At 36.7% G+C, this 26,482-nt stretch carries 32 protein-coding genes and 2 tRNA genes; 29 read left to right on the top strand and 5 right to left on the bottom strand.

Annotated elements, in window-relative coordinates; all coding sequences use genetic code 11:
* Positions 1-9: 9 nt before the first annotated feature.
* Positions 10-1,029, bottom strand: coding sequence for a prenyltransferase/squalene oxidase repeat-containing protein (locus tag J2743_RS09285; RefSeq protein ID WP_209626514.1), 1,020 nt, complete (start codon positions 1,027-1,029; stop codon positions 10-12).
* Between the two features lie 130 nt (positions 1,030-1,159).
* Here J2743_RS09285 and J2743_RS09280 point away from each other — a divergent pair, with 130 nt between their 5' ends.
* The 22 genes from J2743_RS09280 (at position 1,160) to J2743_RS09175 (ending at position 17,961) form a co-directional block, all read left to right on the top strand.
* Complete coding sequence (locus J2743_RS09280) at positions 1,160-1,915, top strand: class I SAM-dependent methyltransferase (RefSeq protein ID WP_209626512.1); 756 nt, start codon at positions 1,160-1,162, stop codon at positions 1,913-1,915.
* 147 nt (positions 1,916-2,062) lie between these two features.
* Positions 2,063-2,407 carry a PadR family transcriptional regulator gene (locus J2743_RS09275; RefSeq protein WP_209626509.1) on the top strand — a complete coding sequence of 115 codons (345 nt, stop codon included), beginning with the start codon at positions 2,063-2,065 and terminating at the stop codon, positions 2,405-2,407.
* Positions 2,400-2,999 carry an HAAS signaling domain-containing protein gene (locus J2743_RS09270; RefSeq protein ID WP_209626507.1) on the top strand — a complete coding sequence of 200 codons (600 nt, stop codon included), beginning with the start codon at positions 2,400-2,402 and terminating at the stop codon, positions 2,997-2,999. The genes J2743_RS09275 and J2743_RS09270 overlap by 8 nt, the downstream gene beginning before the upstream one ends.
* Before the next feature lie 26 nt (positions 3,000-3,025).
* A complete protein-coding gene (locus J2743_RS09265; RefSeq protein WP_209626505.1) occupies positions 3,026-3,370 on the top strand; it encodes an ArsR/SmtB family transcription factor in 345 nt (114 codons plus the stop codon).
* A 536-nt stretch (positions 3,371-3,906) separates the two neighbouring features.
* A complete protein-coding gene (locus J2743_RS09260; RefSeq protein WP_209626503.1) occupies positions 3,907-4,959 on the top strand; it encodes an ABC transporter permease in 1,053 nt (350 codons plus the stop codon).
* On the top strand, positions 4,952-5,623 hold the full coding sequence (locus tag J2743_RS09255) for an ABC transporter ATP-binding protein (protein WP_209626501.1): 672 nt from the start codon (positions 4,952-4,954) through the stop codon (positions 5,621-5,623). Before J2743_RS09260 ends, J2743_RS09255 begins: the two co-directional genes overlap by 8 nt.
* A gap of 126 nt (positions 5,624-5,749) precedes the next feature.
* On the top strand, positions 5,750-6,310 hold the full coding sequence (locus J2743_RS09250) for a GNAT family N-acetyltransferase (RefSeq protein ID WP_209626499.1): 561 nt from the start codon (positions 5,750-5,752) through the stop codon (positions 6,308-6,310).
* A 115-nt stretch (positions 6,311-6,425) separates the two neighbouring features.
* Positions 6,426-6,710, top strand: coding sequence for a winged helix-turn-helix domain-containing protein (locus J2743_RS09245; RefSeq protein WP_209626497.1), 285 nt, complete (start codon positions 6,426-6,428; stop codon positions 6,708-6,710).
* Between the two features lie 38 nt (positions 6,711-6,748).
* Positions 6,749-7,081: a DUF8036 family membrane protein gene (locus J2743_RS09240; RefSeq protein WP_209626495.1), complete on the top strand. Its 333-nt coding sequence runs from the start codon at positions 6,749-6,751 to the stop codon at positions 7,079-7,081.
* 156 nt (positions 7,082-7,237) lie between these two features.
* Positions 7,238-8,428 carry an ABC transporter permease gene (locus J2743_RS09235; protein ID WP_209626493.1) on the top strand — a complete coding sequence of 397 codons (1,191 nt, stop codon included), beginning with the start codon at positions 7,238-7,240 and terminating at the stop codon, positions 8,426-8,428.
* Between the two features lie 25 nt (positions 8,429-8,453).
* Positions 8,454-9,125 (top strand): ABC transporter ATP-binding protein, encoded by a 672-nt coding sequence (locus tag J2743_RS09230; RefSeq protein ID WP_209626491.1) that lies wholly within the window; start codon positions 8,454-8,456, stop codon positions 9,123-9,125.
* Positions 9,126-9,232: 107 nt separating this feature from the next.
* A complete protein-coding gene (locus tag J2743_RS09225; protein WP_209626489.1) occupies positions 9,233-9,571 on the top strand; it encodes a DUF8036 family membrane protein in 339 nt (112 codons plus the stop codon).
* 297 nt (positions 9,572-9,868) lie between these two features.
* Positions 9,869-10,798 carry an ABC transporter ATP-binding protein gene (locus J2743_RS09220; protein ID WP_209626487.1) on the top strand — a complete coding sequence of 310 codons (930 nt, stop codon included), beginning with the start codon at positions 9,869-9,871 and terminating at the stop codon, positions 10,796-10,798.
* Positions 10,795-11,532, top strand: a complete 738-nt coding sequence (locus tag J2743_RS09215; RefSeq protein ID WP_209626485.1) for an ABC transporter permease — start codon at positions 10,795-10,797, stop codon at positions 11,530-11,532. Before J2743_RS09220 ends, J2743_RS09215 begins: the two co-directional genes overlap by 4 nt.
* 127 nt (positions 11,533-11,659) lie before the next feature.
* Complete coding sequence (locus J2743_RS09210; RefSeq protein ID WP_209626483.1) at positions 11,660-11,941, top strand: winged helix-turn-helix domain-containing protein; 282 nt, start codon at positions 11,660-11,662, stop codon at positions 11,939-11,941.
* 59 nt (positions 11,942-12,000) lie between these two features.
* A complete protein-coding gene (locus J2743_RS09205; RefSeq protein WP_209626481.1) occupies positions 12,001-12,300 on the top strand; it encodes a DUF8036 family membrane protein in 300 nt (99 codons plus the stop codon).
* An 823-nt stretch (positions 12,301-13,123) separates the two neighbouring features.
* A complete protein-coding gene (locus J2743_RS09200) occupies positions 13,124-13,705 on the top strand; it encodes a YbhB/YbcL family Raf kinase inhibitor-like protein (protein WP_209626479.1) in 582 nt (193 codons plus the stop codon).
* A gap of 305 nt (positions 13,706-14,010) precedes the next feature.
* Entirely contained in the window at positions 14,011-14,814 is an 804-nt protein-coding gene (locus tag J2743_RS09195) for a methyltransferase domain-containing protein (protein ID WP_209626476.1), read from the top strand.
* Positions 14,815-14,861: 47 nt separating this feature from the next.
* Entirely contained in the window at positions 14,862-15,605 is a 744-nt protein-coding gene (locus J2743_RS09190) for a class I SAM-dependent methyltransferase (RefSeq protein WP_209626474.1), read from the top strand.
* 118 nt (positions 15,606-15,723) lie between these two features.
* Entirely contained in the window at positions 15,724-16,548 is an 825-nt protein-coding gene (locus J2743_RS09185; RefSeq protein WP_209626472.1) for a pyrroline-5-carboxylate reductase family protein, read from the top strand.
* Between the two features lie 169 nt (positions 16,549-16,717).
* Positions 16,718-17,206 carry a hypothetical protein gene (locus J2743_RS09180; protein ID WP_209626470.1) on the top strand — a complete coding sequence of 163 codons (489 nt, stop codon included), beginning with the start codon at positions 16,718-16,720 and terminating at the stop codon, positions 17,204-17,206.
* A gap of 80 nt (positions 17,207-17,286) precedes the next feature.
* Complete coding sequence (locus J2743_RS09175; protein ID WP_209626468.1) at positions 17,287-17,961, top strand: hypothetical protein; 675 nt, start codon at positions 17,287-17,289, stop codon at positions 17,959-17,961.
* A 230-nt stretch (positions 17,962-18,191) separates the two neighbouring features.
* On the opposite strand, the gene J2743_RS09170 is transcribed toward J2743_RS09175, so the two are convergent.
* Positions 18,192-18,569 (bottom strand): zinc-ribbon domain-containing protein, encoded by a 378-nt coding sequence (locus tag J2743_RS09170; RefSeq protein WP_209626466.1) that lies wholly within the window; start codon positions 18,567-18,569, stop codon positions 18,192-18,194.
* Between the two features lie 136 nt (positions 18,570-18,705).
* Between J2743_RS09170 and J2743_RS09165 the strand changes: the two genes are divergently transcribed.
* From J2743_RS09165 to J2743_RS09145, 5 genes are all read left to right on the top strand, one after another.
* Positions 18,706-18,864 (top strand): hypothetical protein, encoded by a 159-nt coding sequence (locus tag J2743_RS09165; RefSeq protein ID WP_209626464.1) that lies wholly within the window; start codon positions 18,706-18,708, stop codon positions 18,862-18,864.
* 445 nt (positions 18,865-19,309) lie between these two features.
* The gene (locus tag J2743_RS09160) at positions 19,310-19,690 is read left to right on the top strand and encodes a DUF3221 domain-containing protein (RefSeq protein WP_209626462.1); all 381 of its coding nucleotides are present in this window, start codon (positions 19,310-19,312) and stop codon (positions 19,688-19,690) included.
* A gap of 141 nt (positions 19,691-19,831) precedes the next feature.
* Positions 19,832-19,903 (top strand) — tRNA-Cys (locus J2743_RS09155).
* Positions 19,904-19,943: 40 nt separating this feature from the next.
* A tRNA-Trp gene (locus J2743_RS09150) sits at positions 19,944-20,097 on the top strand.
* An 88-nt stretch (positions 20,098-20,185) separates the two neighbouring features.
* Positions 20,186-20,806, top strand: coding sequence for an MBL fold metallo-hydrolase (locus J2743_RS09145; protein WP_209626614.1), 621 nt, complete (start codon positions 20,186-20,188; stop codon positions 20,804-20,806).
* An 86-nt stretch (positions 20,807-20,892) separates the two neighbouring features.
* Here the strand turns inward: J2743_RS09145 and J2743_RS09140 are convergent, their stop codons facing one another.
* The 3 genes from J2743_RS09140 to J2743_RS09130 all read right to left on the bottom strand — a co-directional run bounded on the left by J2743_RS09140 (position 20,893) and on the right by J2743_RS09130 (position 24,415).
* The gene (locus J2743_RS09140; protein WP_209626459.1) at positions 20,893-21,840 is read right to left on the bottom strand and encodes a metal-dependent hydrolase; all 948 of its coding nucleotides are present in this window, start codon (positions 21,838-21,840) and stop codon (positions 20,893-20,895) included.
* 55 nt (positions 21,841-21,895) lie between these two features.
* Positions 21,896-23,356 (bottom strand): TrkH family potassium uptake protein, encoded by a 1,461-nt coding sequence (locus J2743_RS09135; protein WP_209626458.1) that lies wholly within the window; start codon positions 23,354-23,356, stop codon positions 21,896-21,898.
* A 267-nt stretch (positions 23,357-23,623) separates the two neighbouring features.
* Complete coding sequence (locus tag J2743_RS09130) at positions 23,624-24,415, bottom strand: slipin family protein (RefSeq protein ID WP_209626456.1); 792 nt, start codon at positions 24,413-24,415, stop codon at positions 23,624-23,626.
* Positions 24,416-24,790: 375 nt separating this feature from the next.
* On the opposite strand from J2743_RS09130, the gene J2743_RS09125 reads away from it, so the two are divergent.
* Both J2743_RS09125 and J2743_RS09120 read left to right on the top strand, forming a co-directional pair.
* Positions 24,791-25,273 carry a metallophosphoesterase gene (locus J2743_RS09125; RefSeq protein ID WP_209626454.1) on the top strand — a complete coding sequence of 161 codons (483 nt, stop codon included), beginning with the start codon at positions 24,791-24,793 and terminating at the stop codon, positions 25,271-25,273.
* Between the two features lie 99 nt (positions 25,274-25,372).
* Positions 25,373-26,386 carry a UPF0104 family protein gene (locus J2743_RS09120; protein ID WP_209626452.1) on the top strand — a complete coding sequence of 338 codons (1,014 nt, stop codon included), beginning with the start codon at positions 25,373-25,375 and terminating at the stop codon, positions 26,384-26,386.
* Positions 26,387-26,482: the final 96 nt, after the last annotated feature.

The following is a 26,482-nucleotide window of genomic DNA, read 5'->3' as shown; positions in this document are numbered from 1 at the left end:
TAACTGTTTTTAACATTCTGTAAACCTCTTAAAAATCCTGCAAATTGCTAAAGTAATCCATAATTTTGATTTAAATGTTTTCTGGTCATCTGGAGACTTATGAATTTTTGAATACGAAACTTTCCACAATCCATCTGGTTCCTGATGATCAATAAACCATTTTAAGGCTTTTTCAACATCATTATCCTCCTTTGAAAATCCCATAAGAGAAAGTGAGTCCAGTGCAGATACCAGGTTAGTCCACCAGAATGGGTACTGGAATCGTAACCAGTTATCCGGATGTTGATAAGATGTCCAGTTGTCTTTTTTAAAGAACTTTGATTTTAAAAGTCGTTCTGCAGTTAATGCTGCTTCAGATTTTTTATAGGTAGGATGAACAGAAAAAGCCCGTAGGACCATTCCTGTGCCTGCCGCAGAAAAGGGTTTAGATCTGTCAAATGCTTGAGCAGTCTCCCTATTTTTGTTGGAAGTTAGATCATTCATCTCTGCCCTGGTGAGATCTGAAAGGCCAATCATACCGGGACTACCGATTACCCAACCACCATCGTCTTGTCGCATTTTCAAAAGCCATTTAAAACCTTTTTCTATGCGAGGGTCGTTTTGGTAACCTGCTTTAATCAAAAGGTACATTATTGCTCCGGTGTAGTAAGGGGTGTACTGATTGGCCAGAATTCCCCGGATATCTCCTTCAGTAGTCTGGCAGGAGAATATGAATTCAGCAACTTTTCGGATGGATGGATGGGTATTGTTCAACTCATATTGTTGGATTAAAATCCTTATCTGTTTCCAGGTTTCAATTAAAGGATATTTAACTCCAGAAACAGCGTATTTTCCGTTGATGGGCCATGAACCATCTTCAACTTGTTTTTTGACTATTTTTTGGACTTCTGATAAATTCCAAAGACACTCAATGGGGTTTACATCTTCTTCTAAGAGATTCTTTTTTGTAAAATAGATGATTGTTTCATTCCCTGATTCGAGAAGTGATTTAGTAGGATCATAGTTGAATTTTGAGAGCCAATCAGTCATTCCAATCCCTTATAAATTAATTATAAAGTAATTGTTTATTATTTTGACGCGTCATTAAAGATAGTAAGGTTTTTAATAATTAACTAATTCATATACTCTGAATTACAGATAAAAGTTACAGGTGTCATAAATGAAGCAATGGTACGAGGAACTATTCACAAATTACGTTGATAAGTATGAAAAGGAATCATTCACTCAGGGTACCATGGGGGAAGTTGACTTTATAGAATCTGAAATTAACCACGATAAAAACTGTAAAATTCTGGATGTTGGCTGTGGAACCGGTCGACATACCATTGAACTTACCAAACGAGGTTATTCGGTCACTGGTGTGGATCTTTCCCAGAATATGTTGGAAAAAGCCAGGGAAAATGCGAGTAATGCTGGATTTGAGATAGATTTCCGACAGGCTGATGCCAGAGATCTCCCCTTTAAAGGGGAGTTTGACCTGGTTATCATGCTGTGTGAGGGTGGTTTCCCATTAATGGAAACTGACCAGATGAACTTCCAGATATTGGAAAGCGCGGCACGTTCACTGAATGATAAGGGTAAATTGATCTTCACCACCCTTAATGGATTGTTCCCTTTGTTTCATTCAGTTAAAGATTTCATAAATGCCAATTCTAAATCTCAGACCAACAGCGGAAACACATTTGACCTCATGACCTTCCGGGACAAATACCGGTTTGAAACAGAAGATGATGATGGCAACAAACTTATTTTAAACTGCAATGAACGATATTACGTTCCTTCTGAAATCACATGGCTTCTAAAATCCCTTGGTTTTAATGAAATTGGTATTTATGGGTGCAAACTTGGTGAATTCAGTAAAAATGACGTTTTAACAGTTGAAGACTATGAAATGCTGGTTATAACTGAATATTAGACTTTTAAATTTTTTATTTTCAATTTTTTTTACTTATTTTGCCTTTTCATTCCCATTTTATGCAATTGCGGTGTACTTATGGGGCAGGTCTAAAACTATAAATAGTACCTTGCATTATACAGTACCTTGTAAGATTCAGTGATAATCATGAACCCACAATTTAAGAAAGGTGTACTGGAACTTTGTGTACTGGTTCTTCTAGACAGAAAAGACTGTTACGGTTACGAAATGGTCGATGAAATTTCAAAGAGCATTTCAATTTCTGAAGGTACTATTTATCCTCTCTTAAGAAGGCTAAAAAAGGATAAAATGGTGATTCCTTACCTAAAAGAGTCGCAAGATGGACCTTCAAGGAAATATTATCAGATAACAGATTTAGGAAAAGAAAAAAAGGAAGAATTGGTTGTGCAATGGGATGAATTCTCCACAGGTGTTAATAATTTAGTTCATGAGAAATTAGTTGATAATTTGGGGGATATTAAGGATGAATAAGGATGAATATATTAAAAAACTCAATAAACTTCTGAAAAAACTTCCAAAGGAGGAACGAGAGGATATAATTTCGGATTATGAGGAACACTTCCTGATTGGTTTAGAAAAAGGTAGGACTGAAGAAGAAATTTCAGGAGCACTTGGGAATCCAAAAAACATTGCAAAACAAATTAAAGCCGAATACATGCTTAGAAAAGCAGAAAATAAACAGTCAGCAGGCAGTGTATTTGAAGCGGCACTGGCTACAGCAGGGCTTGGAATTTTCAATTTGATATTTGTGGCAGTACCTGCCATGTTGTTAATTGCAATTTTATTAACTTTATTTGTCTTGGGAGGGGCAATGGTTTTTGGTGGGATTTTTATCACACTTGGAACGGTTCTAAAACCAATTTTACCTCCTTACAATTTAAATGTAACTGCATATGATGGGTTGTTGGGTACTTTAATAGGAATATTGTATGGAATTGGTTTAACAATATTTGGTCTGGCTTTATTGGCCGGTCTGGTGTACGTAACTAAGTGGTTCTATGGATTGGCAATTCGATATTTAAAATGGAATTTAAGGATTATAGAAGGTAAAAAAGGGAGTTAAAATTAAAGGATGTAGAAGGGTTTTTCATGAGAAAATTATTATGGGAATTGTTGGCAGGAAGTAAAGGCGGAATAAATCGTGCTAGAATCATAGCACAATTGAAGAAAAGACCATACAACGCTAATCAACTTGCTGAAATCCTTTCTCTTAATTACAAAACCATAAAGTATCATATCGAAGTTTTAGAGAAAAATGATATAGTAGTGTCTGCTGGTAAGGGATATGGCATATTATACTTCCTTTCAGATAAAATGGAAGAAAATTTTGCCATTTTCATGCAGATTGTAGAAAAATTCCGAGGATCTGATACTGAAGTGTACTATATGGGGGATAAGATGACGGATACTATTCCTGTGGAACTAATTCATTAAATATCATTATTTTTACTTTTTTTTAAAATTTAAAATTTTATTTTCAGTTTTTTTGACTTTAAATATTTTTAACGGTAACAATTTAGTTTTCATCTGGTTAATTATTTTAAATGAGTTTTAAATCTATTTTATTCCTCTTTTTTAAAATTCAGTTTTCCAATTCTGGGCGAATTTGGGTATAAATTAGGGGAAAATCATGGCGAAACAGAATAAAAAACGGGGAAAATAAGGTTGAATTATTAAAAAAACTATTTTTATGGGGTTAAACTACAATTAAATAACAAATAAATCATGAATTATTTTAAAGGAGGTTTTTTTTTGGATAGTGATGGTAAATTTGATTTTAAAAATCAGGATGTCCCACTGAAAGTCATGCTTTTTGATGTTTAAAAATGGGTATGATTTTACGCCTCTGTGATCCGTTCTAGAGGGACATGCAGATTTAAAGGATGAATAATTTATTTCACAATTCTAAAAAAGGATGAAATCAACAAAATAGTTAGATAAATAGCTAAAACAATATTTCAGGTGGGAAAATGGATCTTTACAAATTGTCATTTAACAATATAAGAAGAAGAAAACTAAGAAGCTCTTTAACCATGTTGGGTATAATAATTGGCGCGGCAATGCTTATGACACTATTAGGTTTAACCGCGGGGGTAACCACAGCGATTGAAGATGAAACAAATGCATATATGTATGATATAGTAATAACACCAGCATCCAGCTCTGGATCTTATTTAATGGATAATAAAACCGTATCCAAAATAAGAAACCAGTCCGATCTCTATGATTTCCGTGAAGTGACCCAGTTTTCAGAGGATGTAAATGGAACTGAACTATACGTGGAGGGAGTCAATAACTGGAAGGATGTTAAACTAATAAAAGGGACGCAAGGTGTTGTAATCAACAAAGAAGCAGTTGAAAAGTTAGGTTATGATGTTGGGAGTGTAATAACCGTTAAAGGCAATGAATTGACTGTTACAGGAATAGTTAAAAAAACGCAAGTTCCTTATATTTACCTAAATCAGGATACTGTTCGTGAAATGGCAGGAGATAAGGTAGGTGCTATTTATGCCAGGACCAATGGAGATCCTGAAACAGTATCCGATGAGGTGGAAAAAAATATAGACGGAATTTCAGCAGTAACCAAATCAGAACATGTGAGTGAAATTCAGGAAATGACAGGACAGGCACTGCTTTTCATGGGAATCATAGCCAGTATTGCTTTACTGGTGGGGATCATAAGCGTGATAAACACCATGCTAATCAGTGTCATGGAAAGAACAAAAGAGTTAGGGGTATTAAAGGCCATTGGATTTACTAACTGGGAAATAAAAGGAAGTATCCTGTTTGAATCCGGTTTATTAGGATTTTTAGGGGGATTTATTGGTGTAATATTGGGACTTATTGGAATTGTGATAATTGCCAATTTACTGCAACTTGGAGATTATATTCCTGGAATGATGCCGTTATGGCTGATTTTAGGGGTGATCGGTGGGTCTACCCTTTTAAGCATACTTGCAGGATTATACCCTGCAATGCGCGCATCAAAACTCAATGTAGTGGAGGCTTTACGAAATGAATAAACACGTACTTGAATTCAACAACGTCTGGAAAACCTATCATATGGGTGATGGGCTGGTGAATGCCCTGGCAGGACTAGATCTGAGGTTAGATGAAGGTTCATTCACCGCAGTCATGGGACCTTCAGGTTCTGGTAAATCAACCTTTCTACACGTGGCTGGTATATTGGACACACCTACTATGGGTTTATTCCGTATCAATGGGGAAGAAACCATCAACATGTCTATGAAGGAACAGGCCCGTCTTCGGAGGAATGAAATCGGATTCATATTTCAGAGGTTCAACCTCCTGTCCCAGCTCACCTCACTGGAGAACGTCATGCTCCCAATGATTAACAAGGATCTGGAGAAAGCAAAGGAAGTTCTGGATAAGATGGGATTGGAGGACAAATATCATAAACGCCCCACACAGCTTTCAGGGGGAGAACTACAACGTGTGTCTATTGCCAGAGCCCTGATCAATGATCCGTCCCTAATATTGGCTGATGAGCCAACAGGAGAGCTGGACACAGCAAATGCCAATTCCATAATGCAAATACTACAGGATCTGAATCATAATAATGGGGTCAGTATTGTGGTAGTTACTCATAACCCAGCATCAGCAAGTTTTGCAGATGAAATCGTCCATATGAGTGATGGAAAAATAGTCAACAAGGATAGTAAATAGGTTTAAGTTGGAGTTTCATCCACTTGAACTCTCCTTTTTCTTTTTAGAAAATTTATTAAAAAAGATATCAAAATAATATTATACATCTAATTTATATAATATAACGTCAAAATGACTGGGATTTGCATGATAAGACTTAGAAAGGCTACAATTGGGGACAGAAAGAAAGCATATTACTGGTTATATTATTCAGATTTTTCAATGTTTTTAAACAAGTTAGAAGGCTTGACTGAGGAGACTATACCCTCTTATGAAGAATTTAAAGCAGATTATCAGGATTATTATTTCATTGGTTCCCAGCCAGAAAAGGGGAGATGTTACATTATTGTTTCCACAAAAAATGGAAAGAAGGAGGATATAGGAATCATATCCTACACTTCCTTTCATCTTTTTGAAAAAATCACTGAATTTGATATTTGGCTAAAAAATTTAGCCTGTACCGGTCATGGTCATGGAACGCAGGCTATTTTAAAACTTGTAAGGATTGTTAAGGATCTTGGCTATGCAAATATAATCATACGCCCTTCAAAATACAATAAAATGGCCATAAAATCCTACAAGAAGGCAGGATTTATCGAAAAAGAATTAAAACCCGGAGAATATTATCGGGCAGAATATATTGATAAATTTTCAGAAGGAGAGTATGGTCCTGGTGGGGACGTGTTCATGGTACTATCTCTTCTTTAGAATTGATACTACCACACCATCCGGTTTTTTATAGAATGTTATTTTAGTAATTGAAATCATATTCCATTCATCTCCAGAATATAAATAAAATCTAAATCTAGGAATATGTGATCCTATGAGGAAGCTGCTTTGGTGGTTAATAGCCGGCTCAACAGGGGGGCCAAACCGTGCTAAAATCATTATGACATTACATGACAGGCCTTACAATGCCAATAAACTTTCAGAAGAATTAAATTTAAATTATAAGACGATAAGACATCATATTAAAGTTTTAAAAGAAAATAATGTCATTACATCGACAGGTGAACATAAATATGGTGAAATGTACTTCCTCACAGATAAAATGGAAGAAAATTATGATACATTTCAGGAAATCTGGAAAGAATTAAAACTAAATTAAATAGGCTCTAACTTTGAGTCAGATAAAGGGGTAAAACAATGGTACTGGCAGAATATGGTCCTTTTGGTGATGTGGTAATCTTTGTAGCAGTGGCGATTGGAATTGCAAATGTATGCCTGTTGTTAGGATTGTTGTATTCGTATTGGGAAACTTACCGTCAGGTAAAATCAAAATTTACCATTGGATTATTATATTTTTCAACTTTTCTTCTCTTCCAGAATATCGTTGCCACCATATTCCTGGCTTTGCCCCTATTCGTTCAAATAGAATTCCATGGTTCTGAGATAAGTGGCCCCAGATTACCACTATTTCTGATTAACATAGTTCAGTTAATTGCACTATCAATTCTTCTGAAAATCACTCGAGAATAATTATTTCAACAAAATGGTTATAGGTGGAAATGAGGGCAGCATGTGTTAGTGAGGTGGGGGATGATTAGATTTATGTATAATTTGTGCATAATTTTCACTTCATTAATGCTTGAATTCGGCATAAACATTTAATAATCCTTTTTAAAATGAAAACCCATGTCATACTTAAAGTTGATCCTGAAAAATCCATTCAGGAATAAAACAAGAGGTTTACTTGCTATTGTAGGAATTGCAATAGGCATAATGGTCATTGTGGCATTGGGCATGGTCACTGGTGGTCTTAAAGCGTCAACCACCAGCACCCTGAAAGCAGGGGCTGCTGAAGTCAGTGTGATGCAGACTGGCGCTGGTAACTATGGATCAGGAAGGATCAATGAAAGCCGAGTCACTGAACTCATGGATATATCGGGAGTAAAAGAAACTGCAGGAATGTTAAGAGCAACCAACACTTCAACCAGTGAATCATCAGCAACTGCTGTGTCAGGAACTTCAACAGGAACAGGCACCACCAGTACAAGTGGTGTTCCTGGGGGGTTCGCTGGGTTCTCAGTCACAGGAATGGATCCTGAGAAATTAAGCCTTGCAGGAATCGAAAACATTGATGGGGCATTGTATTCTAATGAAAGTACAAATGAGGTCATAATTGGTAAAACAGCTTCCACTAATCTCGATAAAAAGGTGGGGGACACCATTAACTTATTTGGTAAGGATTTCACCATAACTGGAATTTATGAAACTGGAAGCTTCATAACTGATGCCGGAGCTTTCATGTCACTATCCACACTCCAAAACCTGACTAACAATGATAACCAGGTAAGTAACATAGCAGTGAAGATAGATGAAAATGCCAACGCAACAGAAGTAGGTAAAGCAATTGAAACAGCATATCCCACTGAATTATCCACCACAACTGCTGCATCAATGGCAGGTCGGATGAACAATGCACTTAACACCATAGACACAGCCAACTGGGCAATTTCACTCTTAGCCATAATAATAGGTGGAGTGGGAGTGGTAAACACCATGGTAATGTCAGTATTTGAAAGAACCCGCGAAATAGGTGTTTTAAAGGCTGTAGGATGGAAGGAAAAAAGAATACTGGGAATGATACTCGGTGAATCCGTGGTCTTGACCTTAATCGCTGCAGTGGCTGGAACCATAGTGGCAGTGATAGGAGTTGTAGCTTTACTCTCAGTTTACTTCAGTGGAACCATAGAACCATCCTTTGCACCGGATATATTCATCAGAGCATTCCTGGTGGCATTTGTTGTGGGAATAATTGGTGGATTGTACCCAGCATACCGGGCATCCCAACTATCACCAACAGAGGCGTTGCGCTATGAATGAAGGGGATAAAATAAGGGGAGAGCATATGAATAAAGAAAACAACATCATTGAAATTCATAACCTTAAGAAGACTTATGATGGTGGGAAAATAAAAGCCTTAAATGGTTTAAATTTGGAAGTGAGAAAGGGAGAGTTCCTATCCATAATGGGACCATCTGGTTCGGGAAAATCCACACTCCTGAATATGATTGGAGCATTAGATGTGGCTGATGAAGGAACCATTAAGGTAGCGGGTATTGATCTCATGAAAAACAAAAAATTTGACGAATTCCGATCAAAAGAAATTGGATTTGTCTTCCAGATGCACAATCTGATACCCAACCTCACTGTGATGGAGAATGTGGAAATACCCATGTATGAATCAGATTTTTCCACCAGCCAGATGAGAGAAAGGGCACTGGAACTTTTAAAATCCGTGAACTTGACAGATAAGAAAGATCAAATCCCCACCAAATTATCAGGTGGGGAGCGTCAGAGGGTGGCCATAGCCAGGGCACTGGTCAATCATCCCTCCATAATTCTTGCTGATGAACCTACAGGGGCTTTAGACTCCAAAACAGGGGATGTGATCCTGAAACTCCTGCGTGATCTCCATGATAAGGAGAATGTAACTCTGGTGATGGTAACTCATGAACCCTACGTGGGAAAAATGGCTGATAGGATTGTAAATGTATTTGATGGAAAAATACAGAACTAAATACTAACATTCCAGTGAATAAAAGGTGAATTTACCTGAATTATAAGAGTAATGATAATTCACCAGATATTTTTTTATTCACAATTCTAGATTCAATGGATGATGACATGTTAATGGGAGAACTGGGATTATCATTATTAATAGTGGCTTTAACTGTAGGAATTGCAAACGTTTGCCTGTTACTTTTCCTACTCAAAGCATACTGGAAAACATATAAACAGATTAAATCAGGATTTACCATAGGATTACTGTATTTTTCATCCTTTCTGCTCCTGCAAAATGTAATGTCCACCCTATTCATTGCCATAAATTTACTAATCCCCATTGATATCAACCCTGTTAACATCTACGTTTCAGAAATACATGGGCCCCGACTACCGCTGTTTTTAATTAATATAGTACAGTTAGTTGCCCTGTCCATACTCTTTAAAATCACCAGGGAATAAATAATAAGTTCTAATCTTTTTCCATTTAACTTCTTACGTTTTAAATTTTTTCCAATCACTCAATCAATCAGTTGGTTCTACTCACCAGACAATCAACTCACTTTTTTTGGCACCATAGATATGGAAGAGATCTGGAACAAACCCAGAACGAATCTTGAAGGGAACTGGAAAAATCTTTTTATTCTATATAAATCTCATTTCAACTATGAATCAACTAAAAAAGTTCGAATTAGGGTTTATAATACTATCAACTCATTTTGAACTTATAAATGATTAAAGTTGGAAGTGAGGGATAAAATGGATTATGCTATTGAAACCGACCATCTCACCAAGAAATACAAAGATGTAAAAGCAGTAGATGATCTGGGGATCCGGGTGCCGGTAGGCAAAGTATACGGCTTCCTGGGAAGGAATGGTTCAGGTAAAACCACCACCATAAGAATGATAATGGATCTTATCAAGCCCGATACAGGACATGTGAAGATTTTTGGTCATGAAATGACCAGAAACCGTAGCCAGTATCTGGCGGATATCGGAGCCATAATAGAAACTCCTGGATTTTATGAAAATCTTTCTGCCTATGAAAATCTGGAAATAACTTCAAAAATGTTTAAAACTGAGGAATACAGGATCAACGAATCACTGGAAACAGTTGGCCTGTCTGATACCGATACTGCCATTGGTAATAAACCAGTTGGCAAGTTTTCTCTGGGAATGAAGCAGCGTCTGGGCATAGCCAACGCTTTAATACACTCGCCACGTATTTTAATTTTGGATGAACCCACTAATGGTCTGGATCCTGCGGGGATCATTGATATGAGAAAGTTAATCCGCCACCTTTCAGAATCCATGGGGATTACCATTTTCGTATCCAGTCATTTACTCTCTGAAGTACAGCAAATCGCAGATTATATTGGAATCATTGATCAAGGCCGGCTTCTTGAAGAAGGAGAAATAGAACTCATTAATAGTGATGAACAAAGTTCCCTAATCCTGGAAACAGATCAATTTAAAAAAACAGCCCAGATACTTGAAGCAACAAATTTTGATTTTCAAAAACTGCCTGAAGGGTTTAAAGTATTCTGCAAACGTGAAGATAATGTGATAATCAATAAAACCCTGGTTGAAAACAAAATCAATGTTTATAATCTTGAATCAGTTTCAAAAACTTTGGAAGAGAGATTTTTGGGAATTACTGATACAACTGATTTTGAGGTGATTTTATGATTAATTTACTGAAATCTGAATATAAAAAGTATAAACGTACTTATATCTACACTCTTGGCTTTTTAGGGATGATATCGCCTGTATTAATCATTGCAATCGGCACTTTCATGGTAAGGGACGATTTAATAACCCAGGGTATATATACGTGGCATTCATTCACAGGCAGAGTGGTACAGTTATTCATATTCCTTATTGGGCCATTGATCACATCATTCATTGCCATAAGCGCTGTTTTTTATGAGTACCAGTCCCATACTATTGGAAACATTTTAACCACTCCTTATTCTCGGTTAAAAATCATCACCGGAAAATTAGTGTATGTTGCACTTTTCATTCTGGGGTTATATGCTTGTGTGGCTCTAACTAACACAATCTGCGCTCTCCTTTTAGGGTTTCCCATTACCCTGGATGAAGTAATCAACTACAACTCCGAATTCTTGCTGGCTGGTGTTACCACCCTGGTTATCATACCTTTGGCTATGATTTTGACTTTGATTTTCAGGAGTTTTATCCCGGCAATGGTCATATCAGTGGCGGGGATCATCCCTAACCTGGCAGCATATCACTGGGACAAATGTTATCTTTCCCCATGGGCTGCTCCTGAAGTTTTAATGCTTTCAATAGGGGGAAACTTAGAAATAGATCCTATTTATCCGATAGTGTCTGTTATATTGTATTCTGTACTCTTTGTAAGCGCACTTTTGCTTTACTTCCACTATTCGGATCAGTACTAAACCATACCGGGCTCTATGTTTGGAAGATCAAATGGAAACTAATAATAGCAAACTAAAAATCAGATAACCTTAATATAACTCTGTAATCATAACTAATACTATGTTGGAGTTTTATTGAGAGGTTAACATGAGAAGGATGCTATGGTACTTGATCGCAGGAACCAGAGGGGGTGTAAATAGGGCTAAAATTATAAATTTCCTAAATGAAAGGCCCTATAATGTTAATCAGCTTGCAGAGATTCTTGAAGTTGATTATAAAACCATAAGGTACCATATTGATGTTCTGGAAGAAAATGAGATGGTTATGCCTGCTGGGGAAAAATATGGTACCATGTACTTTTTAACCACAAAAATGGAAGAAAATTACGGTATTTTCATGGAAATTTGGAACGAAATCGTGGATAAATAGGGAAAAAATAATAAATAAATATTACATGGTTATTTGATCCAATGTTAAGGGGTAAAATAATGATAGTAGATAGTTCAATGGAGTTATGGTCGTTTTATATTGCAGCAATTATTGGAATTGGCAACATTCTTTTATTAGTAGGATTATTTTATATTTACTGGCAGAACTATAAGGAAATAAAATCCAAGTTCAACCTGGGACTGATATTCTTCGCAACGTTCTTATTGCTTCAAAGTCTATTTTTAACTTTGAGCATACTCTTCCACGGGGGTTTCGGTAGGGGAGTGGGAGTTTTGCTGGCAATTAACAACCTTATATTATTTATCGCTCTTTCAATACTATTGAAGATCACCATCTAACATTTTAAAGGTGTAATAATTTCTTGAAGGAGCAATATATATGGAAATATCAGTTATACTGGCCCACTTTACCCTAAGAGTTTCAACCATGCCATTTACCAGAAAGTTCTGAGAACTCTAAAAGAGAAGTGGACATCAGATCAATGTTCATAAACTCTATGAGGGAATATTTAAACCCTGAGTGAAAAACCCTGATGATCACTGACCATTACTGTTGGTTCATGATATTAAAGGATAGATAGTATCGAGAGTGAACTATTAAAAATGCCCTATATTATGGATGTGCCTGTTTTATGCACTCGTTCCACACCTGCAGAGTACCTGAACTTCTGGATGAGTATTATATCAATTATTTGCTAAGGATACCAGTAAATTGACATTTAAAATGCTCTGGAAGAATTTAACATTAGATTTGGGGTTAAAAAGATAAAAATGGATATTTTAAGTATTTAAACGGATTTTTACTTCGAGAAGCTTGGTAGATGAGATACGCTAACTTATAGATCCAGAACTGGTGGGAGGTATCACTCAAAATTCCATTTTCCAGGGGACCTGACTTGGAAGATGAATATCATACTATCAAACTTCAATTAGACTCCATGGAAAAAAATTAAGAATGATAATTATATATTTAAAATAAAAAGTCTTAAATGAAGTGCTTAAGTGACAAATAAAGTCTGATTCAGGTAGATTGATGGTGGCATGATTTTTTAGGGGCATACTTAGTGGAAGGTAAATTTTATTATATTTTTGTATACAACATTTATAACAATACAAATTATATTTTAAATATATAAAAATAAAGAGAATTAGGGGGGATACAATGGAAAAAAAGCTAATTTTAGGTTTAGGGGTAGTACTGGTATCTCTGGCTGTTTTTGTATCAGGATGCACAACCCAAAGCAATCAAATCACCAATCAAACCAGTAATCAATCGGGAAGTTTTCAGATAACCAGCACGGCATTTGTTCAGGGTGGCCAAATACCACAGAAGTACACCGCGGATGGTGAGGATATATCCCCACCCCTTTCCTGGACTTCAGCACCCCAGAATACCGTAAGTTTCACCATAACCTGTGAAGATCCAGATGCATCAGGCTCTGGTGGGGGTGCATTCTACCACTGGATAGTGTTTGACATATCTGCAAACATCACCCAGCTATCTGAAGGCATAACCAACCAAAGAACATTGGATAACGGTGCAAAACAGGGAACCAACGATATGGGCACCATAGGTTACTCAGGACCATCACCACCCAGGGGAACACATAGATATGCATTTAAAATCTATGCACTGGATACTACGCTCAATTTGGAACCGGGAGCTACAAAACAGCAGGTGAAAGATGCAATGGAAGGCCACGTACTGGCTGAGGCACAGATCACTGGAAAATATGGAGCATAAATTGAAATATTATCCCAAAACATGGAATGAACTGAATGATAAAATGATAAGGAAAAAAGATGCTGTGTCCTTGTTCTGTATCATAAATTAAGGTTAAATAAATGGCATGACAAGGATATTTCCAGAATTTTTTCTCTTTTTCTTTTTTATTTTACATTGTAAACCAGGTTCTGCTTTGGGTTAGATTTAATGCTGAGAATGAATTCAATGTACAAAAACATGCTATGAAGTTTTAAATAGTGCTCTAATTTAACTATTCTTTGAATAACATTGATAAAAATCATTAATAATTAGGGTTTATCTAAATGAGAAAAGATTATGTCCATGGATACTCAGAAAGAGAAGCAATTAGACTGGTTGATCAGGCAAAAGCACTGGCCCTGCTAATGCATCATGACACAAGTTATCCTGAAGATAGTATGGTACTGGAGGCTGGTTGTGGAGTAGGAGCCCAGACCATCACCCTGGCTAGGAACAGTCCTCTGGCAGAAATAACTTCAGTGGATATATCAGAACCATCTTTAAATCATGCAAAGGCTTTAATTAACAGGGAAGGGTTTTCAAATGTTAAATTTCAAATAGCAGATATCATGAAACTCCCATTTGAGGATGAAACCTTTGACCATGTGTTCATTTGCTTTGTTTTAGAACATCTGCCTGACCCAGTGGGAGCACTTCTAAGTTTGAAGAAGGTTCTAAAAAAAGGAGGCTCTATCACTGTTATTGAAGGAGATCATGGCTCCTGTTACTTCTATCCAGAGACTGCAGAGGCTGTAAAAGTCTGGCAGTGTTTGATTAAGGTTCAAAAAGATTTGAAGTGTAATCCATTAATGGGCAGGGAACTCTACCCTCTATTAACTGAAGCAGGATTTAAAAACATCGAAGTAGATCCCAGAGTGGTTTATGTGGACTCCAGCAAGGGCGAACTGGTGGATAGATTTATAAAAAAGACTATCATTGCCATGGTGGAAGGAGTTAAAGAGCAGGCAATTGAATCCGGCTTGATAGATATTGAAATATGGGAGAAGGGTATTAAAGATTTACACAAATCAGCAGAACCTTCTGGAACATTTTTCTATAACTTTTTCAAGGGAATAGCTACGAAGTAACAGGTTAATGGTATTTAGCATTCATCATAAACATTAAGGCGATTCATATGAGCAAATTCGAAAAATCAGGATGGGCAGAGAAAAAACATGCCAAAGAATTCGTAGAAAACGCTGATATCTACATATTGGAAAGAAAAAGATTATTCATGATATTAAAATCATTTTATAAATATTTCCTGTTAGACAGTGAATTGGAAAGGCCAATTAAGGTTTTAGATCTGGGTTGTGGTAATGGAGCACTAACCATGGAACTATTAAAGGAAGATGATAAAATCCAGGCCACTTTAGTTGATGGTTCCTCTGAAATGCTCAAAAATGCCCGGGAAAATCTGGAACCATATAGTCATATAAATTTTATCCATAAAACATTCCAAAAACTACTTAAAAGTGAATCAGAAGAGAGTGATATTCTAGTTGATGGATTTGATCTTGTGATTTCATCCCTGGCCATCCACCACCTACACCTTGAAGAGAAAAGATCGTTTTTCTCTTACATATATAATCATCTAAATCATGGTGGGTTTTTTTTAAACATAGATGTGGTTAAAGCTCCTGTCAATGAGCTGGAAAGATGGTATCGTGTACTTTGGAGTGAATGGATACATGAAAACCAGGATAATCTGGAAGTTGATACAAATTTTGAGTATCTGCCACTACAGTACAAAAACAATCCAGATAATCATCCTGATAACTTGCAAGATCAGTTGGATGCCTTAAAATCTGTGGGATTCAAACAAGTGGACTGTTATTATAAGTACGGAGTATTTTCTATTTATGGAGGAAAGAAATAACCTCATCACAATGGATATGCAATAAACTGACTCCAAATACAGATAAATGGAGATATAGCTATTTTCTGAACATAATTATCTAAATAACTATTAAATACAAGTTGAAAGAGGTAATTCAATGGAAAAAATTGGATTCATTGGTTACGGTGCCATGGGGAGCATGATAATTAGGGGAATCCTCAGATCTGGAGTTTTAAAAGAATCTGAAATGATCATTAGCACCCGCAGCCTGAACAAACTATCAGATTTACAGAAATCACATCCAGAGATAGAAATTGCTCAAAGTAACAAAACAGTAGCAGAAAAATCACAAAAAATATTTTTATTCATCAAAACAGGACAGGTTAAAGAATCATTAGAAGAAATAAATGATCATACCTCTGTTAACACGCATATAATCTGCATAGCCGCAGGTTTAACCATAGAAAACATTGAAAAAGTTTTTCCAGGAAAAATAAGCAAGGTAATTCCTAGTTTAACCTCCGAGGTCAATGAAGGAATATCTTTAGTTGCCCATAACTTGCAGGTAACTCCAGAAGATGCTGAATTTGTGGAAAAAATCTTCCAAAGCATCGGCGAAGTGAAAATCGTAAACGAAAAGGAATTTCCCATTGCAACTAATCTAACCAGCTCTGCCCCGGCATTTATATCATTCATAATAATGAAATTCACAGAATCTGCCCTGGAACATGATATTTTCACCCGGAAAGAAGCAGAAGAAATGGTTACAGAAACTCTATATGGAACAGCCAAACTCCTTCAAGAAAAAGATCTGACATTTGAAGATGTGATAAGACAAGTGGCAACTAAAGGAGGAATCACTGAAGAAGGATTGAAGGTCCTTGACCAGGGATTAACTCCTTTATTTGATGAACTATTTGCAAGCACCCTGAAAAAATATGAAAAGGTTGAAACACAACTAGATAATGAATATGAAAACTGAAGGAGAAATATAATGGAAACTTCGGAGGATAATTGAGAAAAAATGGAGTTTATGAAGATTTAGTCATGATTTTGTCCATTTTGGGGCTGTTAATGTTGTCGATATCACTCCATTTTTAAATGTAGGACCAAACATAATTGAGGTATCTGTTATAGATATTTATTCATGTATGATTGGAAGCAGTCCACTGTACATAATTGAGACAAATGAATTATTACCACCTCCTCCTCAGGAATCTAACCAGATTAAAGATATTGCAGAAGATGTTGTTGGTGGTGGATTTATTACTATTGGTGTTACGGCGTTAGTTGCAGGGGGTCCTGTTACTTGGGCTGCTTTAGCCATAGGCGTTGGTTGTTTCTTATGTCTTGATGCAGCAGGGGTTTTTGATGATCCAAAAAATCCCCAAGCATGGATTAAGGGAGGAGTTTCTATATCTTTATCAGCCATCCCTGGATTTGGTGCTGCTAAGGGAATTACAACAATTTCAAAGGTACCATGGACACTTATTAAAGATGGCGCGGTATTTAGTGGTGGTAAGTGGGCTGCCAGTACTGGAATTCATGGTCTTCCAAAAGGTATTGGTACTAGTGTGACTTGGGATTTTGGTTTGAATAATATTATGGATTATCTGGGAATTCCAAAACACATATACTAAGAAAAGGTGATTTTCATTAAATCACCTTCATAATCAATTAGTAGAAAATTTTATTATAATAAGAATAACAAGAGGTTAATATGGGTTTATTATTTATGGGCTTTGTTATATCGGGCTTTGTCTTAGGTACTATCCTCATGTGTTATGAGGATAGGTTGATAGACAAAATGGAGCTGATTTTAGGCATTAAAATACTAAGAATTGATAGTAAAGTTAAAGATTACACTTATGAAGGTCTTTCTTGGCTTCTTTTAGTATACATGTCAATATTGGCTATTTTTCTCTTTTATCCGGTGGCAATTGATTATAATAATTTCCCCGGTTATATTGGCTGTTTATTTTTGTTAATTTATCCACAGATAGTGATGATTATCCGAAATGGCACTTTTAACGATAATAGTATCCCTTCGGAGGAAAACCCTTTATATGTGGGTTCTGATGTGGTTATGGATGGTCCTGGTTATTATCCTTTTTATTATTGGTTGTTTTCCCTTGCAATAGGTGGTGCGTCCACTATTTGGGGATTTTCCATGCTGAATTTCCCGAATATACCGGTAAGTGAGGGATTTTTTTTGGTTTTAGTTGGATTGATATTTCAGACATTGGTGCTTTTCCCAGACGTGATAAACTGGGTATCTCCAGTAGATCTTAGGACTACAAAAGGAGTGCAATTAATGAGTGGGGTCACGGTTACTTTAGTACTCATTTTAATCATTTTAAGAGCTATTTCGAGCATGGTACCGAGTGTGGTGTGATGAATTAAAACCATTCAAATTAGATATAGTAATCCTCCATGATGTGTATCTAAATATTGATTGAATAATTGGGAGGACTTCATTAACTTGTTGTTAATAAAAATGGCTGGGGGAAAAATTTTCTAATTGTTTTTGATAAATGTGCATTTATATGGCTGTAAAAGCAGAATTTACCTCTTTGAACTTTATAATTAGAAATCTAATGCCCTACTAGTAATATGGGGAGCTGGTCATGTATTCATCTCAATAACCATTATTACTAACATGAAGGCAGAACCTATGGCCATAATAATCCATTGTATTTGAAAATCTTGAAAATCTTTGTATAGAATATCCCGAAGTATTAAAAATACCTTTTTTGATGATTTATCCGTTCTTGAAAGTTTTGCTCCACATTCCTGACAAGAAACCGAATTATCTTTATTTTCCATTCCACACTGAGGGCAGATTATTGTAGTTTCGGATTCATTTGAATTTTCTATTCCTTCAAGTTTTTCTACATAAATTAATTCTCCACCACAGGAACATTTGAGGCCAAAATCTTCTGGAGATTCTCCTTCTTGGAGTTCATAGTAACTTCCACATTTGTTACAAATTAAATAAGGCATGATCAATTGTTATTATTCATTCTTAATATTATACTATACATCTTATGATACTAGATAAATCAATGATGATACTACTTGTCAAAGGGGAATATGAATAAATCGGAAAAAACTTATTTTTAAAATGGAAGTAGGGTTCATGATTCAGGAGGAGTGGAAGGATGCTAATATGTCTGGTGGCCCTCCTACCACTGTGATATCCTCTGAAGATTCACCTGCAAGGAAAAGACTGAAAATAACGGATTTACTATTATTAAATAAGTTAAAAAATTATTTAAAATATTTAAAATATTTTTAATGAACTACTCTTTTTTCCAATGTCATGCTGCGGGTTTGTAGAGTGCATAGATTAGTACAAGATAGGCCGCGGATCTTATAATCAGAATGAAGAGATTAGAACTTTCAATGCCAAGGATGATTGCTAAATGGGCTATACCAAAAAGACCGAAAGTTACAGCTATATAAATGTGATAAGATTTTCCTTTTTCTTATACTCCCAACAATCTAGGCCAACAATTATTATTATACAAAAAATTAGGTTCAGAATAGTTACTGGATCAGGGACAATTGCTATCATAGAACATTCTATGCATATTATTTTTATGTCAAGATATGTTAAATTGTTGGTTGATAACATAACAAGAAGACGTTAAGCAACAAATCATTTATAGTAGAATTAACTTATACATTTCTTAGAACTGGAATACGGTGCCAGTAATCATCAAAGAATAGGATTTGGGAAGATGAAGATCATAACCTTGTTTGCAATATTAGTTGTGTTAATGATGGGGGTAGTTTATGGGGTTATGTTTGCAACTGGAGAAGAAAGGGCTGATATGGATGGTAAAATCATCGGAATCTGTCATGCAGATCCTAATGATGAAAATAATACCCAGGATTCTATTTTGGTTGAGGGAATAGTTGCCGGTAACAGCCAAATCTGTAACGTATCTGTTAAGATTAATAATGACACAGTTATACTCAGAAAAAATGGGAATAAACGTGAAAATGCATCTTTGGATGACATGAAAACCGGGACTGAGGTGGCGGTAATGTTTACCGGACCCTTCCTTGAGTCATATCCCCCACAGACCACGGGTAAGGAGATTGTTATCATCCCTTAAAATATTTTTCAATCATTTTTATTAAATAAATTTTTAATTGAATACCATTTTGGTCTTTATCTAACTTGTGAGTTAATATTGTGTGTTGGAATATTTTCTCCGTAAGGTTTAAATAGCAACAGCACGCAACGTATCTAATGAGCCAAGGTAGCTTAGCGGCGAAGCGGTGGACTGCAGATCCATTACACGGGAGTTCAAATCTCTCCCTTGGCTTTAAACCATTTATAAAGTTATTTCAGTAATTTATTAGTTAGGGGTCATAGTGTAATCAGGCTATCATCTGGGACTCCAGTTGTCTTTGAGGAAACGCGCGCTCTGACGTTAGGTATGACCAATCGGATGATGATCGATTGGAGTACTGAGGCAAGAGAAATCCTAGGATCTGGGTTCAAATCCCGGTGACCCCACTATTACTTTTTCTAAAATTAACACTTCTTTAAAACTTCTTTCAGATGAAATAAAAAGGAATGTACCTTTCAAGGGATGGTGTCAAACATTAGAAAAATCAACGACATTATCATAATAGATGGAATGGGCTATGATTCCAATGTTTACGTCTTCAATGACATCATAGTGGACACTGGAACCGGTCAAAATATGGATTACATCCTTAAATCCATTAAAGATGCAGGTGGCAGTGTTGATGATTTGTCCCTCATTGTAAACACCCACCACCACTACGATCATATTGGCGGAAACCAGTACCTGGACCTGGAGGTAGCCATGCACTCCAGGGATGCCCGTGCACTTGAGGAAGGAGATCAAGAGGCATTACTGGCCACCATGTTCGGAAAATCCATGGAAAAGATGAAAATTCACCATAAACTTGAAGAAGGTGACAAAATACACGATTTTGAAGTTTTACTCACCCCTGGCCATACTTCCGGAAGTATTTGCCTGTATGATGGTGAAACCCTGATTTCAGGGGACACAGTCTTTGCAGATGGAGGTTTTGGTAGGGTGGATCTTGGTGGGGATATGGGTGATATGCGAAGATCTCTGGAGAGACTTTCCAAGCTGGATATCAAATATTTACTCCCTGGCCACGGCCCAGCAGTGGAAGATGGTTCCAAACACGTAAAAATGGCCCATGAAATTGCCACAGGATACTATTAATTATAATAAAGGATAATGTAATGGAAGTAGGGGACATTAATGAGCATAATGGGGCACTAAATTAAAATAGTTATTTTTTTATCAGTTCAATGGTATGGTACTAGAACTGATAACTCATTAGGGCCGAAATGCGATGAGGTAGGATCGAAATAGGTTATATTCCACTTAGAAGACGTTTTTTCGGCGTTTACACAAGTGTATTCGTGGTTCCATTTAAAGCCACCTACCTCTGGTAGCTTGTCAGCATATTTTATGGCTTTTTGGGCGGATTCAAAGGTTCCATTTTTAATGGTGAGATTTTGAACTTCTCGAATATCTGAAGAAGTCTTTTGCAGGTTATTATAGCTGTAAATCCTGTATTTGGAACCTCCATCACTCTCCACCACAGTCCAGATGAACATATTTGAGGTGGGATAGGTGGTGATCTGAGTGTAACCATCACTGAGGGTTAAACTTTGGCTTTGAATAACATCTATTTTTTCATAAGCACGAATACCTCCAAAGGAAATTAACATTATCATAAAACATGCCAGAGTTATTTTCTTATATTTAGGATCTAAACGGAGGTAGAGTATTACGAGCACAGCCAGGGCAGCAATGGTGGTTACTGGATCGGTGTAGTAATAGAGGTTGGCAGTGAACCGGGTTAGGGAAAATGGATAGAGAAGAGGTATGCCTCCAGTGGTCAGGAAGTCCAGGAAAAGATGGGCCAGCACTCCGAAGTATGCTAATAATATATTGTGCCAATTGAATTTGACCTCGATGTTTCTTTTTATCACACGATTGATCAGACCATATATCCTTGGTCGCGATATTATGTATAGAAATATGGTGGAAGTTATCAATCCAAAGACGAAGCTGTGGGTTATTCCCCGGTGCGTGAATATGAAAAGTCCGGGGGAAATAAAACCAACTACAAAAAACACCACATCAAAATCGACGGATATTCCTCCGAAAGCCCCTGCTAACCTATCTTTAACCTTGAAAAGTGTTAAAATCGCAAAAGGAACAATGAAATGGGTGAAAAAATCCATGGAAATACATCTTCAGTTATTCATATAAAATTATTCGCAGGCTTTTTTACATCTATTATCTTTTATTAGTTTTTATTATCCTCTTATACCTTTTGAAAATGTCCAAAAATCCTTTTAACAATACCAAAGCAGGTATAATCTCAATCCTACCTATCCACATGTTGAATATAAGGAAAAATTCCGCAATATCTGGCATGGTAGGAGATACAATGCCCATGGAAAGTCCTACATTTCCCTGGGCTGATGCAACTTCAAAAAGTGAATTAACTCCATCATATCCACATAGCATAAGTACCAACCAACTTATAAACAGGAAGAAAAAGTATATGAATGTGTAACTACCTGCTTCTCTGATTTCTGCGTCATTTACGGGTTTACCTCCAATTTTACGAGGTATAACAGTTCCTTGCGGAGATAATATTCTCCTAATCTCCCAAAAAATTCCTTTAAATAGGGTGACTACTCGTATGAGTTTTAAAGCACCGGTAGTGGAACCTGCAGCCATACCAATAATCATGGCACTGAGTATGATTATTTTAACGTAATCTGGCCAGTTAATCATAACTTGTGTGGGTTGAATGCTTGATCCACAACAACTTAAAGCGCTAACAACGAAAAAAACAGAGTCCATGGTACTGAACTTTGAAAAGATAAGCAAAAAGATAGAAAATGTGATGATTATAATTATCATTGCCTTAAATTGGATATCTTGGAAAACATCCAGGGCACGTCCCTTTAAAGCTTTATAATGGACCAGGAAACTGGTACCTCCAATGATCATCAGGATCATGGTGATTATATAAATGGGAACGCTGTTGTAGGCCCCTATGTTATTGTTTTTGATGGACATCCCTCCTGTGGAGAGATTGGTGAAAGTATTGTTTATGGCATCAAAAAGATGCATTCCTGCCAGTAAATAAAGAAAAATCCCTACAAAAGTGTATAAAAGATATATCCACCAGATAGTCTTCACCGTACTTGCTATGCTGGGTTTTATTTTCTCTTCACGTGCTTCAGATTTGTATAAACGGGCTGCTGCAGTTCCAGGACGGATTAAAATACCTATAACTACAATCACAACTCCCAAACCCCCAACCCACTGTTCAAGACTTCTTAAAAATAGAATGGACTTGGGTAGTATTTCCACGTTGGGATATATGCTGAGGCCACTTCCACTCCAGGCTGACATGCTCTCAAAATAAGCGTTCAAAAAGTCTATATTGGTGGAATACATTAAGCAAAAACTACCAATTAGCGCAGCCCATAACCATGCCAGAGAAGCAATTATCATACCATGTTTAAGCTGCAATCTGTTATAATCTGCAGGCAACTTTCGGAAGAGGAATCCTAAACCTATTGAAAACAGTCCAAAGACTAAAAGACTGAGTTGTTCATGTTCGCCGTATATGATGGCTACTATGAGGGGTATAAGTACTACTACGCCTATTCCCTGCATTATCATGCCTAAAGGGTTGGCTATTAATAATAAATCTTTCTTCCCAAGATAGAATCTCATATACTCTGATCGATAAACAACATAATATATAAATTTCACTAAGAAAAATCTCACAAGGACAGATTAACAGGTAAGTTGTCTTTTAATGCCATAATATCTGGAAAAAATATTCATAAAAAGAGTAGTTTAATTATGGAGATGTTGATACAGTATATGAGTACGGAACTGCTGATTATTGTATTTAATTAGATGATACTTTCATGTTATGGGCGTGAGGAGTAAATGGGGGATAATAGTTAAAAATCCATTACTCCTCGGGGGATCCTGTTATTTTTTGCCTTTATCTTTTTCCAAGACTTCCATTTCAGATCCCAGGAAGTCTTTAATGTCTCTTAAACTGTTCAGTAACTGGGCAGGGAACACTATGGTAGAATTCTTCTCAGCAGCGATATTACTCAAAACCTGCATGATCCTGAGCTGCAATGCTACGGGATGTTCACTGATTATATCCGCAGCTTCCCCCAGTTTACCTGCAGCAAGGTATTCACCTTCAGCCGATATGATTTTAGCTCTTTTCTCCCTTTCAGCCTCAGCTTGCAGAGCTATGGCTCTTTGCATACTGTCTGGGAGTTTGATATCTTTTATTTCCACGGTGGTAACTTTTATACCCCATGGCTCACTGTGACCATCGATAATTTCCTGGATCTTGGTGTTAACCTTTGGTGTTTCTGAGAGCACCTCATCCAGGGTGAACTGTCCCACCACGCTTCTTACTGTGGTCTGTGATATTTGGTTAACTGCTCGGTTGTAGTTTTCAATTTCCACCACAGCCCGATAAGCATCCACCACTTTAAAGTAAGCAACTGCAGCCACGTCAATGGTTACATTGTCTTGGGTTATGATTTTCTGGGCAGGAATGGGCATGGTCACTATTCTTAGGGATGGTTTAACCATTCTATCTACCAGGGGAATTATAAGGCGCAACCCTGGTTCTCTGACTCCGATAACTTTCCCTAATCTAAAAACAACCCCTTTCTCATACTGGTTTACAATTTTTATGGAAAGTCCCAGTATAATCAAGATCACAATGGCAACAATGATTATAGTTATTAAATCCATTTTTAACACCCCTTATTTGAATTAAATGAATAATTTTTCTAATTATTATGTATGTATAAACACCTAATTAAATAATGGGAAAGTTGTTTATTAGAATTAAAGGAAAATCGTGGAAAATAAAAAATTCTGGTTTATTTAATAAATGAGCGTAATTAGGGTACTTATTCATCTGTTTAGATGTAATTTCCCTGCAAAAGGTTGAAAATGATAAGGAAAAATTTTATTTATTTTAGTATAAATCTTGAAACTAAAGTTAATGTTTGCTTATTTTTCCTTTTTCATCTCATTTTTCCATTATGAAAAGTTATATATTCTCAAATGATCAATATTTAATGTGTTTTTCTTTGATTTTTGTATTTTGAGGGGGTTATATAAATGATAGGTATTATGTCAGACAGCCATGATCATTTGGAGGCTATTGGGGATTCAGTGGATGTATTTAACCAGGCAGGGGCAGAACTGGTCATCCATGCAGGGGATCTGATAGCACCATTTACAGCACGACCATTTAAAAATCTCCAATGTCCCCTGGAAGCAATTTTTGGCAATAACGATGGTGAAAGACACATGTTGAGAACTGCGTATAGCGACATGTGTGTGTTGGAAGATTTCAAGGAATTGGAAGTTGGCGAAAGAAAGGTGGCTGTAATACATGGAACAACAGAAGCTTTGGTGGACGCACTTCGAAAAAGTGGGAAATATGATCTGGTGATAAGGGGTCACACCCATCAAATGGAGGTATCTGATGGGAAAACAATGATGATCAATCCCGGAGAGGTATGCGGGTATCTATCCGGAGAAAAAACTGTGATACTGCTGGATACGGATGATCTGACCTGGGAAGCAGTACATCTTTAAATGGAGTTAACTTTATATTTTCCAACAGTTAATTGGAATTTTTGATGTGTTAATAAATAATCTGATTTAATTTGATTTTGTGAGAACGGTGAAATATTAATGAAGCATAAAACTCTGCTTCTAATGTTGGCAGGCATCGGTATTCTGGCTTTAATGGTACTAATCATTGGACCAGGGCAAATTGAAAGCGCCATTAAAATGGCTAATCCATGGTATTTGATCTTAGCTGTTTTAATCCAGCTGGCAATATATGGCCTCTGGACTGAAAGATGGGCAGTAACCACGTCTGCAGTGGGCATATCAGTTAAAAGAAGGCATCTTTTCCCAATGTTAATGGTGGGCCTGGCCATAAACAACCTCACACCCAGTGGCAGAGGAGGAGGCGAACCAGTAAGGGCATATATACTGGGCAAATATTCATCTTCCCCAACTGAAAACGCATTTGCAACAGTAATAGCAGATAGAGGTCTGGATACATTCCCTTTCATTGCTTTAGTAGTGTTTACCATAATCGCAGCAGTTTTATACCTTAATTTACCTCAGTGGATGGTTATAACTCTGGCCATATGTCTGGTAGTGTTAGTTGCGATTTTCATTCTGGCTTTGTACATGTCTTTAAACCGTGAATTTGGAGACAGGGTTATTCGATGGTTTTTAAGAATTTTAAAGAGAATTTCAGAGAAAACACACAGAAAATTCGAACAAAGAGCCTTAAACGCGGTTGAAGGATTTCAAAATAGCATGAAAATCATGGTCACGGATCGTAAAGTATTGTTGTATGGAATACCTCTTTCTTTCCTGATATGGGGGTTTGAAATCCTTCGAGTGTACATAGTTTTTGCTGCTCTTAATGTTCAGGCTCCTGTAGGGATCATAGCAGCGGTTTTTGTAATTTCAACCCTCATAGGCATGATACCATTATTACCTGGTGGTTTAGGGGCTGTGGATGGCATGATGATACTATTATATTCATACGCTGGCATTTCACCATCAGTTAGTGCAGCATCCACCATAGTAGAACGGCTGATCTCATTCTGGATGACATCCATCATAGGAATGGCATTTATACCATACTTTGGTGCAGATGCAATGGAAAAATTGTCAGAAAAATAATAGTCATAATCCAGGAAACCATTGGACATTGCTTTGTTCATGGACAACAATTTATATAGTAAGGTTCCATCAGACCTTTAATAGAAATTCAACATG

It is taken from the genome of Methanobacterium petrolearium (genome assembly GCF_017873625.1).
Lineage (GTDB): Archaea > Methanobacteriota > Methanobacteria > Methanobacteriales > Methanobacteriaceae > Methanobacterium > Methanobacterium petrolearium.
This window is presented reverse-complemented; position numbering and strand designations above follow the sequence as displayed.

Excerpts from the sequence above, each read along its gene's own strand:
- J2743_RS09285 (WP_209626514.1), bottom strand. The coding sequence starts at position 1,029 with ATGACTGATTGGCTCTCAAAATTCAACTATGATCCTACTAAATCACTT.
- J2743_RS09280 (WP_209626512.1), top strand. The coding sequence starts at position 1,160 with ATGAAGCAATGGTACGAGGAACTATTCACAAATTACGTTGATAAGTAT.
- J2743_RS09275 (WP_209626509.1), top strand. The coding sequence starts at position 2,063 with ATGAACCCACAATTTAAGAAAGGTGTACTGGAACTTTGTGTACTGGTT.
- J2743_RS09270 (WP_209626507.1), top strand. The coding sequence starts at position 2,400 with ATGAATAAGGATGAATATATTAAAAAACTCAATAAACTTCTGAAAAAA.
- J2743_RS09265 (WP_209626505.1), top strand. The coding sequence starts at position 3,026 with ATGAGAAAATTATTATGGGAATTGTTGGCAGGAAGTAAAGGCGGAATA.
- J2743_RS09260 (WP_209626503.1), top strand. The coding sequence starts at position 3,907 with ATGGATCTTTACAAATTGTCATTTAACAATATAAGAAGAAGAAAACTA.
- J2743_RS09255 (WP_209626501.1), top strand. The coding sequence starts at position 4,952 with ATGAATAAACACGTACTTGAATTCAACAACGTCTGGAAAACCTATCAT.
- J2743_RS09250 (WP_209626499.1), top strand. The coding sequence starts at position 5,750 with ATGATAAGACTTAGAAAGGCTACAATTGGGGACAGAAAGAAAGCATAT.
- J2743_RS09245 (WP_209626497.1), top strand. The coding sequence starts at position 6,426 with ATGAGGAAGCTGCTTTGGTGGTTAATAGCCGGCTCAACAGGGGGGCCA.
- J2743_RS09240 (WP_209626495.1), top strand. The coding sequence starts at position 6,749 with ATGGTACTGGCAGAATATGGTCCTTTTGGTGATGTGGTAATCTTTGTA.
- J2743_RS09235 (WP_209626493.1), top strand. The coding sequence starts at position 7,238 with ATGTCATACTTAAAGTTGATCCTGAAAAATCCATTCAGGAATAAAACA.
- J2743_RS09230 (WP_209626491.1), top strand. The coding sequence starts at position 8,454 with ATGAATAAAGAAAACAACATCATTGAAATTCATAACCTTAAGAAGACT.
- J2743_RS09225 (WP_209626489.1), top strand. The coding sequence starts at position 9,233 with ATGTTAATGGGAGAACTGGGATTATCATTATTAATAGTGGCTTTAACT.
- J2743_RS09220 (WP_209626487.1), top strand. The coding sequence starts at position 9,869 with ATGGATTATGCTATTGAAACCGACCATCTCACCAAGAAATACAAAGAT.
- J2743_RS09215 (WP_209626485.1), top strand. The coding sequence starts at position 10,795 with ATGATTAATTTACTGAAATCTGAATATAAAAAGTATAAACGTACTTAT.
- J2743_RS09210 (WP_209626483.1), top strand. The coding sequence starts at position 11,660 with ATGAGAAGGATGCTATGGTACTTGATCGCAGGAACCAGAGGGGGTGTA.
- J2743_RS09205 (WP_209626481.1), top strand. The coding sequence starts at position 12,001 with ATGATAGTAGATAGTTCAATGGAGTTATGGTCGTTTTATATTGCAGCA.
- J2743_RS09200 (WP_209626479.1), top strand. The coding sequence starts at position 13,124 with ATGGAAAAAAAGCTAATTTTAGGTTTAGGGGTAGTACTGGTATCTCTG.
- J2743_RS09195 (WP_209626476.1), top strand. The coding sequence starts at position 14,011 with ATGAGAAAAGATTATGTCCATGGATACTCAGAAAGAGAAGCAATTAGA.
- J2743_RS09190 (WP_209626474.1), top strand. The coding sequence starts at position 14,862 with ATGAGCAAATTCGAAAAATCAGGATGGGCAGAGAAAAAACATGCCAAA.
- J2743_RS09185 (WP_209626472.1), top strand. The coding sequence starts at position 15,724 with ATGGAAAAAATTGGATTCATTGGTTACGGTGCCATGGGGAGCATGATA.
- J2743_RS09180 (WP_209626470.1), top strand. The coding sequence starts at position 16,718 with ATGATTGGAAGCAGTCCACTGTACATAATTGAGACAAATGAATTATTA.
- J2743_RS09175 (WP_209626468.1), top strand. The coding sequence starts at position 17,287 with ATGGGTTTATTATTTATGGGCTTTGTTATATCGGGCTTTGTCTTAGGT.
- J2743_RS09170 (WP_209626466.1), bottom strand. The coding sequence starts at position 18,569 with ATGCCTTATTTAATTTGTAACAAATGTGGAAGTTACTATGAACTCCAA.
- J2743_RS09165 (WP_209626464.1), top strand. The coding sequence starts at position 18,706 with ATGATTCAGGAGGAGTGGAAGGATGCTAATATGTCTGGTGGCCCTCCT.
- J2743_RS09160 (WP_209626462.1), top strand. The coding sequence starts at position 19,310 with ATGAAGATCATAACCTTGTTTGCAATATTAGTTGTGTTAATGATGGGG.
- J2743_RS09140 (WP_209626459.1), bottom strand. The coding sequence starts at position 21,840 with ATGGATTTTTTCACCCATTTCATTGTTCCTTTTGCGATTTTAACACTT.
- J2743_RS09135 (WP_209626458.1), bottom strand. The coding sequence starts at position 23,356 with ATGAGATTCTATCTTGGGAAGAAAGATTTATTATTAATAGCCAACCCT.
- J2743_RS09130 (WP_209626456.1), bottom strand. The coding sequence starts at position 24,415 with ATGGATTTAATAACTATAATCATTGTTGCCATTGTGATCTTGATTATA.
- J2743_RS09125 (WP_209626454.1), top strand. The coding sequence starts at position 24,791 with ATGATAGGTATTATGTCAGACAGCCATGATCATTTGGAGGCTATTGGG.
- J2743_RS09120 (WP_209626452.1), top strand. The coding sequence starts at position 25,373 with ATGAAGCATAAAACTCTGCTTCTAATGTTGGCAGGCATCGGTATTCTG.